The organism is Amycolatopsis sp. 3B14 (genome assembly GCF_050958625.1).
GTDB classification, from domain to species: Bacteria; Actinomycetota; Actinomycetes; order Mycobacteriales; family Pseudonocardiaceae; genus Amycolatopsis_E; species Amycolatopsis_E thermoflava.
The window spans coordinates 75,152-92,096 of the sequence record NZ_JBHZEN010000008.1 but is presented as its reverse complement, the minus strand read 5'-3'; the positions used below and the strand labels follow the sequence as shown (position 1 = coordinate 92,096).

Here is a 16,945-nt window from a genome sequence, read left to right as displayed (position 1 = left end):
ACTCCGAGGCATGACCCAGGACGCACAGGTAATCGTCGTCGGCGCTGGCCCGGCCGGATCCACCGTCGCGACGTACCTGGCGCGCGCCGGGATCGACGTCCTGGTGCTGGAGAAGACCGAGTTCCCGCGCGAGAAGGTGTGCGGCGACGGCCTCACCCCGCGCGGCGTGAAGCAGCTCATCGACCTGGGCATCGACACCAGCCAGGAGGCCGGCTGGGTGCACAGCCGCGGCCTGCGGATCCTCACCGCGGAGCTGACGCTGGAGCTGGACTGGCCGGAGCTGACCAGCTACCCGCCCTACGGCGTCTCGCGTACCCGCCAGGACTTCGACGACCTGCTGGCCAAGACCGCCGTCAAGGCGGGCGCCCGGCTGCTGGAGCGGACCACCGTGACCGGCGCGATCACCGACGAGCGCACCGGCCGCGTGATCGGTGTCGAGGGGAAGCAGGGGCCCGAGAAGACCCCGGTGCGCTACCACGCGCCGCTGGTCCTGGCATGTGACGGCGTGTCCGCACGGCTGGCCCGCTCGATCGGCATCGAGACCGACGAGAAGCGCCCGATGGGCGTGGCCGTTCGCCGGTACTACAAGAGCCCACGGCACGACGACCCGTTCATCGAGGGCCACCTGGAGCTGTGGGACCGCAAGGACCCGCGCAACCCGCAGCTGCTGCCCGGGTACGGGTGGGCGTTCCCGCTCGGTGACGGCACGGTGAACGTCGGGCTCGGGATGCTGTCCACCTCGAAGTCGTTCCGGAACATGGACTACCGCGCCCTGATGCGGCAGTGGCTGGACTCGACGCCGGAGGAGTGGGGCTACCGCGAGGAGAACGCGATCGGCCGGATCGGCGGCGCCGGTCTGCCGATGGGCTTCAATCGCACCCCGCACTACCGCGACGGCCTGCTGCTGCTCGGCGACGCGGGCGGCATGGTGAGCCCGTTCAACGGCGAGGGCATCTCGGCGGCGATGGAGTCGGCGCAGCTCGCGGCGGAGTTCGTGGTGCAGGCGCTGGCCCGGCCCGAGGGCTCGTCGCGGGAGCGCGCGCTGCGTGGCTACCCGCTGGCGCTGAAGGAGCTGATGGGCGGCTACTACCGTCTCGGCAACGTCTTCGCGAAGGCGATCGGCAACCCGAAGGTCATGCGCGCGGCGACCAAGTACGGGCTGCGGATCAACCCGCTGATCCCGCTGATCTACAAGGGCCTGTCCGGCTGCTACGACGCCAAGGGCGGCGACGCGGTGGACCGGATGATCTCGCTCGCCGCGCGGTTGACGCCCAGCGCCTGAGGTGGGGTCTGCCCCACCGCGGACCGGGGTGCGCACCGGCTGCCGGATCTTCGCGCGGCGCAACAGACTCGGTGCGTGCCCACCACCGAAGCCGAAACCGGCAGCGACTTCGCCCGCCTGGCCGGCCGCGTCAAGCAGGCCGGCCTGCTGAACCGGCGCCCCGGTTACTACGCCCTGCGCGCCGGCCTGGTCACCGCCCTGTTCGCCTACGCCTGGGCGTTGTTCGCCTGGATCGGCGACTCCTGGGCGGCCCTGGTCGTCGCCGTGCTGCTGGCCGTCCTGTTCGGTCAGATCGCCCTGCTGTCGCACGACCTCGCGCACCGGCAGGTGTTCCGCACGCGCCGCCCGAGCGAGGTCGCCGGCCGGATCGCGGGCAACCTCGGCATCGGCCTGAGCTACGGCTGGTGGATGGACAAGCACACGCGCCACCACGCCAACCCCAACCACGAGGAACTCGATCCGGACGTCGCGCCGGACATCCTCGTGTGGTCGCAGGGCCAGGCCAGGGCCAGCCGCGGCCTGCCCCGGTTCATCGGGCGCCACCAGGCGGTCCTGTTCTTCCCGCTGCTCACGCTGGAGGGTCTGAACCTGCACTGGTCGAGCATCCGCGCGGTGCTCAGGCCGGGGCTGAAGCAGCGGTGGCTGGAAGCCGCGCTGCTGTTCACCCACTTCGCGGTCTACCTGGGCGCGGTGTTCCTGGTGCTGTCGCCGGTCAAGGCGCTGGTGTTCATCGCCGTGCACCAGGGCCTGTGGGGCGTGTACCTGGGCTCGATCTTCGCGCCGAACCACAAGGGCATGCCGACGCTGACCGGTGGCGATCGGCCGGACTTCCTGCGGCGGCAGGTGCTGACCTCCCGCAACGTCCGCGGCGGCCGGTTCGTCGACGTCGCGATGGGCGGCCTGAACTACCAGATCGAGCACCACCTGTTCCCCAGCATGCCGACCCCGCACCTGCGGCTGGCGCAGCCGATCGTGCGGCGGTACTGCGCCGAGATCGGGGTGCCGTACTCGGAGACCGGTCTGGTCGACTCCTGGGCGCGGGCACTGCGGCACCTCCACGAGGCCGGCGAGCCGCTCCGCGGATGACTTCCGTCACACCTCCGTCGGCGTGATCTTGCGCGCAACCGGCGGAGGTTGGCCGCCATCACCGTGGGTTACGTCACACCAGTTCTGCGTTGCGTGATCAGGATGATCCTTTTCGTGCTGGTCTCGGGCTTATGGCCGTCCACCAGGGCATCCTTTGGTTAGGTTCGCCTTACCCGAAACACCCCGCGACAACAATGTGAGCCACGTCCTACACTGCCTCTATGCTTTGTGAACCGCTTCACAACCCCACAAGGGAGATTGTGAACAGTTTCACAAGCGGCACGTTCGCAACGGCGCGGAAAGGACGGCATTCACCGTGCTGATGTCGCAGTTCCACCTCGCGCAGGCCGCCTCGGGGCCCGGCCTCGAGATGTACCTGCCGCTGGTCCTCCTGTTCGTCCTCGCCGCGGCCTTCGCGGTGTTCTCCGTGCTGCTCGGCCCGCTGGTGGGCCCGCGCCGGTACAACCGGGCGAAGCAGATGGCCTACGAGTGCGGGATCGAACCGTCCCCGCAGCCGCTGGTGGGCGGCGGCCGCATGCCGGTCGCCTACTACATCACCGCGATGCTGTTCATCCTGTTCGACATCGAAATGGTCTTCCTCTACCCGTTCGCCGTCTCGGCGGACGCGCTCGGCCTGTTCGGCCTGGTGGAGATCGTCTTGTTCATCGCGACCGTCGGCTTCGCCTACGCCTACGTCTGGCGTCGCGGCGGGCTCGACTGGAACTAGGGGAGGGACGTCATGGGACTCGAAGAGCAGCTCCCCAACGGCATCCTGCTGGCCAGCCTGGAGAAGCTGGTCAACTGGGCGCGCAAGAACTCGCTGTGGCCGGCCACCTTCGGGCTCGCCTGCTGTGCGATCGAGATGATGACCGTCGGCGGCTCGCGCTACGACATCGCGCGCTTCGGCATGGAGCGGTTCTCCGCCACCCCGCGCCAGGCCGATCTGATGATCGTCGCCGGGCGGGTCACGCAGAAGATGGCCCCGGTCCTGCGTCAGATCTACGACCAGATGGCCGAGCCGAAGTGGGTGCTGGCGATGGGCGTCTGCGCGTCCTCCGGCGGCATGTTCAACAACTACGCCGTGGTGCAGGGCGTGGACCACATCGTGCCGGTCGACATGTACCTGCCGGGCTGCCCGCCGCGCCCGGAGATGCTCCTCGACGCGATCCTCAAGCTGCACGCCAAGATCCAGGACGAGCCGCTCGGGCCGCGCCGCGCCGCCGCGCTGGCCGGGCACCAGACCGAGCTGATCCCGTCGTCGATCAAGTACGCGAAGAAGTGATGCGCTCATGACCGAGGAAAAGCCCGAACCCGGCGGGGAACAGTCCAGCGCCCAGCGCCCGGACACCGGCCTGGAGCCGCGTGGGCCGCGCCCGGCGCAGCCGATCGTCGCGGGCCGTGAGCGCCGCGGGATGTTCGGTGTCTCCGACAGCGGGGACACCTCCGGTTACGGCGGCCTGCGGCTGCCCGCCTACCTGCCGCCACCGGCGGAACGGCCCTACGGCGGCTGGTTCGACGAGTTCGCCGACCAGTTCTTCGCCGCGCTGGCCGAGAACGACGTGCCCGCCGAGTCGGTGCACCAGGTGACCGTCGACCGCGGCGAGATCACCCTCTACGTCGACCGCGCGCACCTCGTCGCGATGTGCCGCATCCTGCGCGACGACGCGGGGCTGCGGTTCGAGCTGTGCAGCTCGGTGTCCGGTGTGGACTACGGGCCGGACGTGCCGCAGCGGCTGCACTCGGTGTACCACCTGACGTCGATGACCTACCGCCGGCGCATCCGGCTGGAGGTCGCCGTCGACGTCGAGGACGCGCACATCCCGTCCATCGTGGAGGTCTACCCGACGGCGGACTGGCAGGAACGCGAGGCGTGGGACCTGTTCGGCATCGTCTACGACGGCCACCCGGCCCTGACGCGGATCCTCATGCCGGACGACTGGGACGGCCACCCGCAGCGCAAGGACTACCCGCTCGGCGGGATCCCGGTGGAGTACAAGGGCGCGGAGATCCCGCCCCCCGATCAGCGGAGGTCGTACTCGTGACTACCGATCGACTCGCGGACGTCAGCACCGGCACCGACACGAGCGACACCGGCCGCGACAGTGTCGACTACGCCGAATCGCGCGACACCACCGAAGGCCGCATCTACCACGTCTCCGGCGGTGACTGGGACGACGTGCTGGAAGACGCCCAGCACGACGAGCGGATCGTCATCAACATGGGCCCGCAGCACCCGTCGACGCACGGCGTGCTCCGGCTCGTGCTGGAGCTGGAGGGCGAGACCGTCACCCAGCTCCGCTCGGTCATCGGCTACCTGCACACCGGCATCGAGAAGAACTGCGAGTACCGGACCTGGACCCAGGGCGTCACGTTCGTGACGCGCATGGACTACCTGTCCCCGCTGTTCAACGAGCTGGGCTACTGCCTCGGCGTGGAGAAGCTGCTCGGCATCCGGGCGCCGCGCCGGGCCGAACTGATCCGCGTCATGCTGTGCGAGATCAACCGCATCGGCTCGCACCTGGTCTACATCGCCACCGGCGGCATGGAGCTGGGCGCGACCACCGCGATGACCTTCGGATTCCGCGAGCGGGAAGAGGTCCTGCACCTGCTGGAGTACCTGACCGGGCTGCGCATGAACCACGCGTTCATCCGCCCCGGCGGCGTCGCGCAGGACCTGCCGACCGACTGGAAGGAGAAGGTGAGCGAGTTCGTCAAGACGATGGACGAGCGCCTTCCCTTGTACGACAAGCTGTTCACCGGTCAGCCGATCTGGCGCAACCGGCTCAAGGGCGTCGGGTACCTGCCGGTCGACGCGTGCCTCGCGCTCGGCGTCACCGGGCCGGTGCTGCGCTCCGCGGGCCTGCCGTGGGACCTGCGCAAGATCGAGCCGTACTCGCGCTACGACGAGTTCGAGTTCGACGTGCCGACCTCGACCGAGGCCGACTGCTGGGGCCGGTACCTGTGCCGGGTCGAGGAGATGCACCAGTCGCTGCGGATCATCCGGCAGTGCCTGAAGAAGATCGAGCCGGGCCCGGTGATGGTGGAGGACCGCAAGATCGCGTGGCCCGCGCAGCTGTCGATCTCCAGCGACGGCATGGGCAACTCGCTCGAGCACGTCCGCAAGATCATGGGCCAGTCGATGGAGTCCCTGATCCACCACTTCAAGCTGGTCACCGAGGGCTTCAAGGTGCCTGCGGGCCAGGTGTACTCGCCCATCGAGTCGCCGCGCGGCGAGCTGGGCTTCCACCTGGTCTCCGACGGCGGCACCCGCCCGGTGCGCGTGCACGTGCGGGAACCGAGTTTCGTCAACCTGCAGTCCCTGCCGGCGATGTCAGAGGGCGGCCTGGTGGCGGACGTGATCGCGGCGGTCGCGTCCGTGGACCCGGTCATGGGCGGAGTGGATCGATGACCCAAGCGAAAGAGCTGTTCGACGCGGACACCGTGGCCAAGGCGCAGGAGCTGATGGCCCGTTACCCGCAGTCCCGGTCGGCGCTGCTGCCGATGCTGCATCTGGTCCAGTCGGTGCAGGGGTTCGTCAGCCAGGAGGGCGTGACGTTCTGCGCGCAGCAGCTCGGGCTGTCCGAGGCCGAGGTCAGCGCGGTCGTCACGTTCTACACCATGTACAAGCGCAAGCCGTGCGGCGAGCATCTGGTGAGCGTGTGCACGAACACGCTGTGCGCGGCGCTGGGCGGGGACGCGATCTACCGCACCCTGCAGGAGCACCTCGGCGAGGACGGGAAACCGCTGGGGCACGAGGAAACCGCGGGCACCCCGGGCGAGCCCGGGTCGATCACGCTGGAGCACGCCGAGTGCCTCGCCGCCTGCGACCTCGCGCCGGTGCTGCAGGTCAACTACGAGTACTACGACAAGCAGACGCCGGACAGCGCGGTCGAACTGGTCGACGCCCTGCGGCGCGGTGAGAAGCCGCAGCCGACGCGCGGGGCTCCGCTGGGCGACTTCAAGAGCGCCGAGCTGCAGCTGGCCGGGTTCTTCCCGGAGGACGAGGAGACCTACCGGTCGCAAGTGGACGGACCGTCCCAGGCCCCGGAGACCCTGATGGGCGCGCGGATCGCCCAGGAGCGGGGCTGGACGGCCCCGGCCATGGCGGACGCCCCGTTGCCGGAAGTGGAGAAGAAGTAATGGCTGATCCCATCACCCCGGTGCTCACCAAACGCTGGCTGTCCCCCAACTCCTGGCGGCTGTCCACCTACGAACAGCTGGAGGGTTACACCGCGCTGCGCAAGGCGCTGAGCGGCACGCCCGAGCAACTCGTGCAGCTGGTCAAGGACTCCGGTCTGCGCGGCCGCGGCGGCGCGGGGTTCCCGGCCGGCGTGAAGTGGTCGTTCATGCCGCCCAACGAGGACAAGCCGCACTACCTGGTCATCAACGCCGACGAGGGCGAACCGGGGACCTGCAAGGACATCCCGCTGATGATGGCCGACCCGCACTCGCTCATCGAGGGCTGCATCATCGCCACCTACGCGATGCGGTCGCACCACTGCTTCATCTACGTGCGGGGCGAGGCGCTGCACCCGTACCGTCGGCTCAACGCGGCGGTGCGCGAGGCCTACCGCGCCGGGTACCTCGGCAAGGACATCCTGGGCTCCGGGTTCGACCTGGACATCACCGTGCACGCCGGGGCGGGCGCCTACATCTGCGGTGAGGAAACCGCGCTGCTCGACTCGCTCGAAGGCCGCCGCGGTCAGCCGCGGCTCAAGCCGCCGTTCCCCGCGGCCGCCGGCCTCTACGCGGCGCCGACCACCGTGAACAACGTGGAGACCATCGCGAGCGTTCCGTTCATCGTCAACGGCGGCGCGGACTGGTTCCGCAAGATGGGCCGGGAGAAGTCGCCCGGCCCGAAGATCTACTCGATCTCCGGGCACGTCGAGAAGCCCGGCCAGTACGAGGCGCCGCTCGGCACGACCCTGCGTGAACTGCTGGAACTGTGCGGCGGCATGAAGGACGGCATCCCGCTCAAGTTCTGGACGCCGGGCGGGTCGTCCACGCCGATGTTCACCGCCGAGCACCTGGACATCCCGCTCGACTTCGAGGGCGCCGCGGAGGCCGGGTCGATGCTCGGCACCACCGCGGTCCAGGTGTTCAACGAAACCGTGTCGGTGCCGTGGGCCGTGATGAAGTGGACCCAGTTCTACGAGCACGAGTCGTGCGGCAAATGCACGCCGTGCCGGGAGGGCACGTACTGGCTGGCGCAGATCCTGGAGCGGATGGTCGACGGGCGGGGCACCGCCGAGGACATCGACACGTTGCTGGACGTCTGCGACAACATCCTCGGCCGGTCGTTCTGCGCGCTGGGTGACGGCGCGGTCAGCCCGATCACCAGCGGGATCAAGTACTTCCGCGACGAATTCCTCGCCCTGTGCGAGAGCAACAAGCGCGAGTTGGTGGGAGCACAGGCATGACGATCGCGCCGGAAGAACCCAAGACCGAGACGCCGGTCCCCGAAGGTCACGTCAAGCTGACCATCGACGGCGAAGAGGTCATCGCGCCCAAGGGCGAGCTGCTGATCCGCACGGCGGAGCGGCTCGGCACGGTGATCCCGCGGTTCTGCGACCACCCGCTGCTCGACCCGGCCGGGGCCTGCCGCCAGTGCCTCGTCGAGGTCGAGATGGGCGGGCGGCCGATGCCGAAACCGCAGGCGTCCTGCACGATGACGGTCGCCGACGGGATGGTCGTCAAGACGCAGCTGACGTCGCCGGTCGCGGACAAGGCGCAGCAGGGTGTGATGGAGCTGCTGCTCATCAACCACCCGCTGGACTGCCCGGTGTGCGACAAGGGCGGCGAGTGCCCGCTGCAGAACCAGGCGATGGCGCACGGCCGCGCCGACTCGCGGTTCCGCGACACCAAGCGCACGTTCCCGAAGCCGCTGCCGATCTCCACGCAGGTGCTGCTCGACCGCGAGCGGTGCGTGCTGTGCCAGCGGTGCACGCGGTTCTCCGCGCAGATCGCCGGCGACCCGTTCATCGACCTGCTGGAGCGCGGCGCGCACCAGCAGATCGGCACAGCGGAGACGGCGGACGTGTTCGACCTGGCGTCCCGCACGTCGTCGGGCGCGCCGTTCCAGTCGTACTTCTCCGGCAACACCATCCAGATCTGCCCGGTCGGCGCGCTGACCAGCGCGCAGTACCGGTTCCGGTCGCGGCCGTTCGACCTGGTGTCCGCGCCCAGCGTGTGCGAGCACTGCTCGTCCGGCTGCGCCGAGCGCACCGACTACCGGCGCGGCAAGGTGATGCGCAAGCTCGCCGCCAACGACCCCGAGGTCAACGAGGAGTGGATCTGCGACAAGGGCCGCTTCGCGTTCCGGTACGCCACGGCGGCCGACCGGATCCGGCGGCCGCTGGTTCGCGACGCCTCCGGCGAGCTGCGGGAAGCGCCGTGGACGGAGGCGCTGCGCGTCGCCGCGGAGGGGCTGGCCAAGGCCCGCGACAGCCGCGGCGCCGCGGTGCTCGCCGGTGGACGGCTGACGCTGGAGGACGCCTACGCCTACGCGAAGTTCGCGCGGGTCGCGTTGCGCACCAACGACGTCGACTTCCGCGCGCGGGCGCATTCGCCGGAGGAGCTGGACTTCCTCGCCGCCGAGGTGGCCGGCACGACACCGGAGTACGGCGTCACGTTCGGCGCGATCGAGAACGCGCCGACGGTGCTGTGCGTGGCGTTCGAGCCCGAGGAGGAGGCGCCGATCGTCTTCCTCCGGCTGCGCAAGGCCGCCCGCAAGAAGCGGACCCGGGTGGTCCACTTGGGACAGTGGACGACGCCGTCGGTGCGCAAGACCTTCGGCGAGCTGCTGGCCTGCGTGCCCGGGTCGGAGGCCGCGGCGCTGGACGGGATTCCCGAGCACGCGCCGGACGTCGAGTCGGCGCTGGGCGCGGACGGCGCGGTCGTGCTGGTCGGCGAGCGGGCGGCCGAGGTGCCGGGCTTGTTCGCCGCGGTGCGGCGGTTGGCCGCGCGGACCGGCGCGAAGGTCGCCTGGATCCCGCGCCGGGCCGGCGAGCGCGGCGCGCTGGAGGCCGGTGCGGCGCCGACGCTGCTGCCCGGCGGACGGCCGGTGACCGACGAGGCCGCCCGCGCCGAGGTCGAGGCCGCGTGGGGCGTGCCGGTGCCCGCCGAGCCGGGCCGCGACACGAACGACATCATCGGCGCGCTGGCGGGCGGGTACCTGTCCGGCGTGGTGGTCGGCGGCGTCGACCTGGACGACCTGCCCGACCCGGCGCTGGCGCGGCAGGCGCTGGAGCGGGCGGAGTTCGTGGTCAGCCTGGAGATGCGGGCCAGCACGGTCACCGAGCACGCCGACGTGGTCCTGCCGATCGCGCCGGTGGTCGAGAAGTCCGGCAGCTTCGTCAACTGGGAGGGCAGGCGCCGCGCGTTCGACGCGACGCTCGAAGGCACCGGCGCGCTGCCGGACTGCCGGGTGCTGGACACGCTGGCCGTGGAGATGGACGCGGACCTGTTCACCCAGACTCCGGTCGCCGCGTACGGCGACTTCGCCCGGCTCGGCTCGTCCGGCGCGTCGCACGGCAGGTTCTGGGAGTCGGGCCCCGCGCGGGCCGCCGCCGAGGTCGGGCCGGGGCAGGCGCGGCTGGCTAGCTGGCGGCAGCTGCTCGACGAGGGCTCGCTGCAGGTGGACGAGCCGCACCTGGCGGGCACCGCGCGGCGCGTGGTGGCCCGGGTGTCGGCGAAGACCGCGGCGGAGCTCGGTGACGAGGTGACCGTGTCGACCGAGCGGGGCGCGATCACGCTGCCCGTCGAGGTCGCCGACCTGCCCGACGACGTCGTGTGGCTGCCCGGCAACTCCGACGGCTCGCGGCTGCGCAGAACGCTCGCCGCCGGGCACGGGGCGGTCGTCAACATCGAGGGAGCGCGGCGATGACACCGTTTTTCGCGCAGCAGGCCGCGGACCAGATGACGCGGGCCGAGCTGCTGGCGGACGACCCGTGGTGGCTGATCCTGCTCAAGACTGTCGTGGTGCTGCTGATCGGGCCGCTCCTGACGATCTTCCTCATCGTGTGGGAGCGCAAGGCGATCGGCCGGATGCAGAACCGGCCCGGCCCGAACCGCGTCGGCCCCGGCGGCTACTTCCAGTCGCTGGCGGACGCGATCAAGCTGCCGTTCAAGGAGCAGATCATCCCGGACGGCGCGGACCGGAAGGTGTACTTCCTGGCGCCGGTGCTGTCCGCGGTGCCCGCGTTGATCGCGCTGGCCGCGATCCCGTTCGGGCCGCGGGTGTCGATCTTCGGTGAGCAGACCGTGCTGCAGCTGGTCGACCTGCCGGTCGGCGTGCTGGTGATCCTGGCCTGCTCGTCGGTCGGCGTGTACGGGATCGTGCTGGCCGGGTGGTCGTCCGGGTCGCCGTACCCGCTGCTCGGCGGGCTGCGGTCGGCGGCGCAGGTGATCTCGTACGAGATCGCGATGGGCCTGTCGATCGTCGGCGTGGTGCTGTACTCGCAGTCGATGGCGACCGGCGCGATCGTCGACGCGCAGGCCCGCGGCTGGTACTTCTACCTGCTGCTGCCGAGTTTCGTGATCTACCTGATCTCGATGGTCGGCGAGACGAACCGCGCGCCGTTCGACCTGCCGGAGGCCGAGTCGGAGCTGGTCGGCGGGTTCCACACCGAGTACTCGTCGATGAAGTTCGCGATGTTCTTCCTCGCCGAGTACGTGAACATGGTGATCGTCTCGGCGTTCGCGACGACGTTGTTCCTCGGCGGCTGGATGTTCCCGTTCGTCGGGCTGGACTCGCCGCTGAACCAGGGGTGGCTGCCGCTGATCTGGTTCGCGGTGAAGCTGTTCGCGTTGCTGTTCGGGTTCATCTGGCTGCGCGGGACGCTGCCGCGGTTCCGGTACGACCAGTTCATGAAGCTGGGCTGGAAGGTCCTGGTGCCCGCCAACCTGGTGTGGATCGTGATCATCTCGTCGATCCGCGCGATCCGGAACAACGGCGGTCTGACGACGGGCCAGATCCTGATCGGCGGGGCGGTCGTGGTGGTGGTCGCGGTGGCGATCGCGCTGCTGGTGCCGGAGAAGAAGCAGGCCGACAGCGATTCGGTGCCGGTCACCGGCGGCGGTTTCCCGTTGCCGCCGCTGGATCTGCGCGTGCCCGAGGTGCCCGAGCGGGGCGCCGGGAAGCGCAGGCGCCGGGCGGCCGGCCGTACTTCGGAGCCTGCCCAGGTGGGCGCCGGGAAGGAGGGTTCCGATGGGACTGTTTGACCCCATCAAGGGTTTCGGCGTCACTTTCGGCACGATGTTCAAGAAGGTGGCGACGGAGGAGTACCCGGAGATCGGCGCCCCCGCCGCGCCCCGGTACCACGGGCGGCACCAGCTCAACCGGCACCCGGACGGGCTGGAGAAGTGCGTCGGCTGCGAGTTGTGCGCGTGGGCCTGCCCGGCGGACGCGATCTTCGTCGAGGGCGGCGACAACACCGAGGACGCCCGGTACTCGCCAGGAGAGCGCTACGGCAAGGACTACCAGATCAACTACCTGAGGTGCATCGGCTGCGGCCTGTGCGTCGAAGCGTGCCCCACCCGCTCCCTGACGATGATCAACTTCTACGAGATGGCCGACGACGACCGCCAGAAGCTGATCTGGACCAAGGAGGACCTGCTGGCGCCGCTGCTGCCGGGCATGGAGCAACCCCCGCACCCGATGCGCCTGGGCGACGACGAGCAGGACTACTACGTGCACGGCCCCGAACTGGCCCGCGGCCGTGGCATCCCGGCGGGCGAAACGGTGGAGACCTCCCGCGAGGAGGCGATCCAATGACGGCCCGGGTCTCGCTGCGCGTCCCGTCGATCCGCAGCCGGGCGAACCTGCCCGCGGGACGCTCCTCGTTCCGGGGCAACGCCCCGGCTTCGGGTCACTCCGGTGAGGAGACTGTCCGATGAGCCGCTACCGATTCCCTGTCCGGGGTCTTCGCCCCGCGCGCGGCGACGCCGCGGGAGCCGTCCGTGAGGAGGTGCGGTGATGGTGCTGGCACAGGCCGCCGAGACGGTGTCCACCGGGGAGGCCATCGCGTTCTGGATCCTCGGTCCGATCGCCCTGCTGGGCGCACTCGGGCTGATCTTCGCCCGCAACGCCGTCCACTCGGCGCTTTTCCTGGCCCTCACGATGTTCTCGCTGGGCATCCTCTACATGGTCCAGCAGGCGCCGTTCCTCGGGTTCACCCAGATCATCGTCTACACCGGCGCGATCATGATGTTGTTCCTGTTCGTGCTGATGCTCGTCGGGCGGGAGAGTTCCGACTCGGTCGTCGAGGTGCTGCGCGGGCAGCGCCTGTGGGGCGGCATCCTCGGCATCGGCATCGCCGGGCTGATGGCCACCGCGCTCACCCGGGCGCTCGCCAACGTCACCCCGGCGCCCGCGCCGAACGGGACCGCCGGCGGCCTCGGCCGCCTCATCTTCACCGACTACCTGTTCCCGTTCGAGCTCACCTCGGCACTGCTGATCACGGCCGCGCTCGGGGCGATGGTGCTGGCCTTCACCGAGAAACGCGGCCGCCGCACGCAGAAGGAACTCGTCGAAGCCCGGTTCCGCGGCGAGTACGAACGCATCTCGCCCAAGCCAGGGCCCGGCGTGTTCGCCACGTCCCACTCGGTCACGACCCCCGCGATCCTGCCCGACGGCACGGTCGCGCCCGAGTCGCTGTCCACCATCATCGAGTCCACGCCCACGGCGCGGCTCGAAGCCGAGCGCAAGCAGGTCGAGGGCACCGAACCGCAGCCCGACGCCCACGCGCTGGTCGGGAAGGGTGACGAGGAATGACCCCCACCTACTACCTGCTGCTGTCAGCCCTGCTGTTCTCCATCGGCGCGGTCGGCGTGCTGGTGCGGCGCAACGCCATCGTCGTGTTCATGTGCATCGAGCTGATGCTCAACGCCGTGAACCTCTCCCTGGTCACGTTCTCCCGCATCAACGGCGGGCTCGACGGCCAGGTGATGGCGTTCTTCGTGATGGTCGTCGCCGCCGCGGAGGTCGTCGTCGGGCTGGCGATCATCATGGCCATCTTCCGCACCCGCCGCTCGGCCTCGGTCGACGACACCAACCTGCTCAAGTACTAGGGCCCGCCCACCGGCCCACCACCACCCTCAACGGAGGCGCTTCGCGCCGCAGAAAGGATCCGCGTGATCGCATCATCGTGGCTGCTGGTCGCGTTCCCGGCCCTCGGCGCGCTCGTCCTGCTGGCCGGGGGACGGCGCACCGACCGCTGGGGTCACCTCCTCGGGTGTGCGACGGTCATCGCGTCGTTCGTGTACGGCCTGGTGCTGTTCTTCGGCAGCGACGGGCACGTGACCGACACCAGGATGTTCACCTGGATCGGCGTCGGTGACCTCCAGATCGACTTCGGGCTCCGCATCGACGCGCTCTCGCTCGTCTTCGTCCTGCTGATCACCGGTGTGGGCGCGCTGATCCACATCTACTCGATCGGCTACATGGCGGAGGACCGCAACCGGCGGCGTTTCTTCGGGTACCTGAACCTCTTCGTGGCCTCCATGCTGGTTCTGGTGCTGGGCAACAACTTCGTGACGCTCTACCTCGGCTGGGAGGGCGTCGGCCTGGCCTCGTACCTGCTCATCGGCTGGTACTCGGACCGCCCCTCCGCGGCGACCGCCGCGAAGAAGGCGTTCCTGATGAACCGCGTCGGTGACGTCGGCCTCGCCCTCGCGATCTTCCTGATGTTCAAGTACCTCGGCACCGTCACCTACGCGGGCGTGTTCGACCGCATCGGCGACGCCCCGCCCGCCGTGATCACCGCGATCGCGATCCTGCTGCTGCTCGGCGCGTGCGGCAAGTCCGGCCAGTTCCCGCTCCAGGCGTGGCTCCCGGACGCGATGGAAGGCCCGACCCCGGTGTCGGCCCTCATCCACGCGGCAACCATGGTCACCGCCGGCGTGTACCTGGTGGCGCGCGCCAACCCGATCTACAACGAGACCGAGACGGGCAGGCTGATCGTCACCCTCGTCGGCGCGATAACCCTGCTGATCGGGTGCATCATCGGCTGCGCCTACGACGACATCAAGAAGGTGCTCGCGTACTCGACGGTCAGCCAGATCGGCTACATGATGCTCGCCGTCGGGCTCGGGCCGTTCGGCTACGCGCTGGGCATCATGCACCTCCTCACGCACGGCTTCTTCAAGGCCGGGCTGTTCCTCGGCGCCGGTTCGGTCATGCACGGCATGAACGACGAGGTCGACATGCGCAAGTTCGGCGGCCTGTACCGGCACATGCCGATCACGTTCGTCACCTTCGGGCTCGGCTACCTGGCGCTCATCGGGTTCCCCTTCCTGTCGGGCTACTTCTCCAAGGACGCGATCATCGAGGCCGCCTTCGGCCAGGAGGGCTGGCGCGGCTGGGTGTTCGGCCTCGCCGCCATGCTCGGCGCCGCGCTGACCGCCTTCTACATGACCCGCCTGATGCTGCTCACCTTCTTCGGCAAGGAACGCTGGCGGGACCTGCGCACCGCCGAGGGCAAGGAGTTCCACCCGCACGAGTCGCCGCCGGTGATGACCGCGCCGATGATCGTGCTGGCCATCGGCTCGGTCGGCGCCGGCGCGTTCTTCGCCCTCGGCGACCGCCTTTCCGAGTGGCTCGCCCCGGCGCTGGGTGAGCTCGGCGAGGCCGAGCACACCGCGATCCCGCATTCGCTCATCCCGTGGATCACGGTCGCCCTGTCCGCGCTCGGCGTGCTGCTCGCCTGGCTCGTCGTCGGGCGCCGGGACACCCCGGTCGAGCGGCCGGAGAACGTCTCCGCGGTCGTCAAGGCGGCCCGCAAGGACCTGTACGGCAACGCGGTCAACGAGGCATTGGTCGCGACCCCGGGCATGTGGCTCACCCGGTTCTCGGTCTACCTCGACAGCCGGGGCGTCGACGGCGCCGTCAACGGACTGGCCGCCGCCCTCGGTGGCGGATCCGGGCGATTGCGCAGACTGCAGACCGGCTTCGTCCGCTCGTACGCCCTGTCGATGCTGGCCGGCTCGTTCGTCCTCGTCGCCGCACTGCTGATGGTGAGGTTCTCATGACCTGGGTACTGGCCCTCATCCTCTGGCCGCTGATCGGCGCGTGCGTCGTCACCGGGCTGCGCCGCAACGACCGGCTCGCCATCCTCACCGCGGTGGCGTTCGCCATCGTCGAGCTGGCGATGATCATCCCGACGTGGGCGACCTACGAGCCGAACGGCGCCCGCCTGCAGCACACCAGCTCGATGGACTGGATCCCGAGCTTCGGCGTGCACATCTCCTTCGGCATCGACGGCATCGCGCTGGTGATGATCGCCGTGATCGCGTTCCTGGTGCCGATCGTCATCGGCGCCCTGGGCACGGCGGACAAGCTGCCGCAGGACCGCAGCGCGGGTGGTTTCCTCGCGTTGATCCTGGTGCAGGAGGCCATCACCATCGCGGTGTTCGCCGCCACCGACGTGTTCCTGTTCTACGTGCTGTTCGAGATCATGCTGATCCCGATGTACTTCCTCATCGGCGGCTACGGCGGCGCGAACCGGCAGTACGCGGCGGTCAAGTTCTTCCTGTACTCCTTCCTCGGCGGTCTGATCATGCTGGCCTCGGCGATCGGGGCCTACTCGCTCGCCGCCGACGAGCTGGGGAACGGGACGTTCGACTGGGCGACGCTGGTCACGGTGGTCCGGGACGCGCCGGCGAGCACCCAGATCTGGCTGTTCCTCGGGTTCTTCCTGGCGTTCGCCATCAAGGCGCCGCTCGTGCCGTTCCACACCTGGCTGCCCGACGCCGCCGGTGAGGCGCCCATCGGCGTCGCCGTCCTGCTGGTCGGTGTGCTGGACAAGGTCGGCACGTTCGGGTTCCTGCGCTACTGCCTGCCGATGTTCCCGGAAGCCAGCAAGGACCTGGCGCCGCTGGTGCTGGTGCTGGCGGTGATCGGCGTGCTCTACGGCTCGATCCTCGCCGCCGGGCAGCAGGACATGAAACGCTTCGTCGCCTACGTCTCGATCGCCCACTTCGGGTTCATCGCGCTGGGCATCTTCGCCTTCACCCAGCAGGCGACCGTCGGCGCGGTGACCTACATGCTCAATCACAGCCTCGCGACCGGCATGCTGATCGTGGTGCTGGGCCTGGTGATCGCGCGCGGCGGCTCGACACGGATCTCCGACTACGGCGGCATGTTCAAGCTGACGCCGCTGCTCGGCGGCATGCTGCTCATCGCCGGTCTGTCCACTTTGTCCCTCCCGGGTACCAACTCGTTCGTCAGTGAGTTCCTGGTGCTGCTGGGCGCTTTCGAGACCCAGCCGGTGTACGCGATCCTCGCCACCGTCGGCATGGTGCTCGCCGCGGCATACGTGCTGTGGCTGTACCAGCGCCTGATGACCGGCCCGGTGCGGGGGACCGCGCTGGTCGGCGCCGGGGGAGGCCCGGGCACCGCGATCGCCCCCGAGCTGGGCGCCCGGAAGACGATCCGGGATCTCGGCGGCCGGGAGCTCGCGATCCTGGTGCCCATGGTGGTGCTGATCATCGGGCTCGGCTTCTACCCGCAACCCGTGCTGGACACGGTGACCCCGTCGGTCGACGCGACGCTTTCCGCACTCAACGGAGGCCAGTGAA

Annotated in this window: 15 protein-coding genes; all 15 read left to right on the top strand. The window is 69.7% G+C overall.

Features of this window, described 5'->3' with window-relative positions:
• Positions 1 to 10: 10 nt before the first annotated feature.
• The 15 genes from ACCP09_RS05425 to ACCP09_RS05355 all read left to right on the top strand — a co-directional run bounded on the left by ACCP09_RS05425 (position 11) and on the right by ACCP09_RS05355 (position 16,944).
• The gene (locus tag ACCP09_RS05425; RefSeq protein WP_020417413.1) at positions 11 to 1,282 is read left to right on the top strand and encodes a geranylgeranyl reductase family protein; all 1,272 of its coding nucleotides are present in this window, start codon (positions 11 to 13) and stop codon (positions 1,280 to 1,282) included.
• A 75-nt stretch (positions 1,283 to 1,357) separates the two neighbouring features.
• Entirely contained in the window at positions 1,358 to 2,368 is a 1,011-nt protein-coding gene (locus ACCP09_RS05420) for a fatty acid desaturase family protein (RefSeq protein ID WP_433743546.1), read from the top strand.
• A 322-nt stretch (positions 2,369 to 2,690) separates the two neighbouring features.
• Positions 2,691 to 3,095, top strand: a complete 405-nt coding sequence (locus tag ACCP09_RS05415) for an NADH-quinone oxidoreductase subunit A (protein ID WP_051079579.1) — start codon at positions 2,691 to 2,693, stop codon at positions 3,093 to 3,095.
• A gap of 12 nt (positions 3,096 to 3,107) precedes the next feature.
• On the top strand, positions 3,108 to 3,650 hold the full coding sequence (locus ACCP09_RS05410) for a NuoB/complex I 20 kDa subunit family protein (protein ID WP_020417415.1): 543 nt from the start codon (positions 3,108 to 3,110) through the stop codon (positions 3,648 to 3,650).
• Between the two features lie 7 nt (positions 3,651 to 3,657).
• Positions 3,658 to 4,410, top strand: coding sequence for an NADH-quinone oxidoreductase subunit C (locus ACCP09_RS05405; protein ID WP_433743541.1), 753 nt, complete (start codon positions 3,658 to 3,660; stop codon positions 4,408 to 4,410).
• Positions 4,407 to 5,777: an NADH-quinone oxidoreductase subunit D gene (locus tag ACCP09_RS05400; RefSeq protein WP_027932752.1), complete on the top strand. Its 1,371-nt coding sequence runs from the start codon at positions 4,407 to 4,409 to the stop codon at positions 5,775 to 5,777. Before ACCP09_RS05405 ends, ACCP09_RS05400 begins: the two co-directional genes overlap by 4 nt.
• The gene (gene nuoE, locus ACCP09_RS05395) at positions 5,774 to 6,508 is read left to right on the top strand and encodes an NADH-quinone oxidoreductase subunit NuoE (RefSeq protein ID WP_027932751.1); all 735 of its coding nucleotides are present in this window, start codon (positions 5,774 to 5,776) and stop codon (positions 6,506 to 6,508) included. The genes ACCP09_RS05400 and nuoE overlap by 4 nt, the downstream gene beginning before the upstream one ends.
• On the top strand, positions 6,508 to 7,788 hold the full coding sequence (gene nuoF / locus ACCP09_RS05390) for an NADH-quinone oxidoreductase subunit NuoF (RefSeq protein ID WP_433743537.1): 1,281 nt from the start codon (positions 6,508 to 6,510) through the stop codon (positions 7,786 to 7,788). The genes nuoE and nuoF overlap by 1 nt, the downstream gene beginning before the upstream one ends.
• Positions 7,785 to 10,253, top strand: a complete 2,469-nt coding sequence (locus ACCP09_RS05385; protein ID WP_123684087.1) for an NADH-quinone oxidoreductase subunit G — start codon at positions 7,785 to 7,787, stop codon at positions 10,251 to 10,253. The genes nuoF and ACCP09_RS05385 overlap by 4 nt, the downstream gene beginning before the upstream one ends.
• Positions 10,250 to 11,590, top strand: coding sequence for an NADH-quinone oxidoreductase subunit NuoH (gene nuoH / locus ACCP09_RS05380; protein WP_027932749.1), 1,341 nt, complete (start codon positions 10,250 to 10,252; stop codon positions 11,588 to 11,590). The genes ACCP09_RS05385 and nuoH overlap by 4 nt, the downstream gene beginning before the upstream one ends.
• Positions 11,577 to 12,143, top strand: coding sequence for an NADH-quinone oxidoreductase subunit NuoI (nuoI, locus tag ACCP09_RS05375; RefSeq protein ID WP_017986450.1), 567 nt, complete (start codon positions 11,577 to 11,579; stop codon positions 12,141 to 12,143). The genes nuoH and nuoI overlap by 14 nt, the downstream gene beginning before the upstream one ends.
• A 201-nt stretch (positions 12,144 to 12,344) precedes the next feature.
• Positions 12,345 to 13,142, top strand: a complete 798-nt coding sequence (locus tag ACCP09_RS05370; RefSeq protein WP_027932748.1) for an NADH-quinone oxidoreductase subunit J — start codon at positions 12,345 to 12,347, stop codon at positions 13,140 to 13,142.
• Positions 13,139 to 13,438, top strand: coding sequence for an NADH-quinone oxidoreductase subunit NuoK (nuoK, locus tag ACCP09_RS05365; protein ID WP_017986452.1), 300 nt, complete (start codon positions 13,139 to 13,141; stop codon positions 13,436 to 13,438). Before ACCP09_RS05370 ends, nuoK begins: the two co-directional genes overlap by 4 nt.
• Positions 13,439 to 13,501: 63 nt before the next feature.
• On the top strand, positions 13,502 to 15,397 hold the full coding sequence (nuoL, locus tag ACCP09_RS05360) for an NADH-quinone oxidoreductase subunit L (protein ID WP_027932747.1): 1,896 nt from the start codon (positions 13,502 to 13,504) through the stop codon (positions 15,395 to 15,397).
• A complete protein-coding gene (locus tag ACCP09_RS05355) occupies positions 15,394 to 16,944 on the top strand; it encodes an NADH-quinone oxidoreductase subunit M (RefSeq protein ID WP_378333839.1) in 1,551 nt (516 codons plus the stop codon). The genes nuoL and ACCP09_RS05355 overlap by 4 nt, the downstream gene beginning before the upstream one ends.
• Position 16,945 lies beyond the last annotated feature (1 nt).

What these genes read in the sequence shown, in the direction of transcription:
- ACCP09_RS05425 (WP_020417413.1), top strand. Translation starts at nt 11, where the DNA reads ATGACCCAGGACGCACAGGTAATCGTCGTCGGCGCTGGCCCGGCCGGA.
- ACCP09_RS05415 (WP_051079579.1), top strand. Translation starts at nt 2,691, where the DNA reads ATGTCGCAGTTCCACCTCGCGCAGGCCGCCTCGGGGCCCGGCCTCGAG.
- ACCP09_RS05410 (WP_020417415.1), top strand. Translation starts at nt 3,108, where the DNA reads ATGGGACTCGAAGAGCAGCTCCCCAACGGCATCCTGCTGGCCAGCCTG.
- ACCP09_RS05405 (WP_433743541.1), top strand. Translation starts at nt 3,658, where the DNA reads ATGACCGAGGAAAAGCCCGAACCCGGCGGGGAACAGTCCAGCGCCCAG.
- nuoE (WP_027932751.1), top strand. Translation starts at nt 5,774, where the DNA reads ATGACCCAAGCGAAAGAGCTGTTCGACGCGGACACCGTGGCCAAGGCG.
- nuoF (WP_433743537.1), top strand. Translation starts at nt 6,508, where the DNA reads ATGGCTGATCCCATCACCCCGGTGCTCACCAAACGCTGGCTGTCCCCC.
- ACCP09_RS05385 (WP_123684087.1), top strand. Translation starts at nt 7,785, where the DNA reads ATGACGATCGCGCCGGAAGAACCCAAGACCGAGACGCCGGTCCCCGAA.
- nuoH (WP_027932749.1), top strand. Translation starts at nt 10,250, where the DNA reads ATGACACCGTTTTTCGCGCAGCAGGCCGCGGACCAGATGACGCGGGCC.
- nuoI (WP_017986450.1), top strand. Translation starts at nt 11,577, where the DNA reads ATGGGACTGTTTGACCCCATCAAGGGTTTCGGCGTCACTTTCGGCACG.
- ACCP09_RS05370 (WP_027932748.1), top strand. Translation starts at nt 12,345, where the DNA reads ATGGTGCTGGCACAGGCCGCCGAGACGGTGTCCACCGGGGAGGCCATC.
- nuoK (WP_017986452.1), top strand. Translation starts at nt 13,139, where the DNA reads ATGACCCCCACCTACTACCTGCTGCTGTCAGCCCTGCTGTTCTCCATC.
- ACCP09_RS05355 (WP_378333839.1), top strand. Translation starts at nt 15,394, where the DNA reads ATGACCTGGGTACTGGCCCTCATCCTCTGGCCGCTGATCGGCGCGTGC.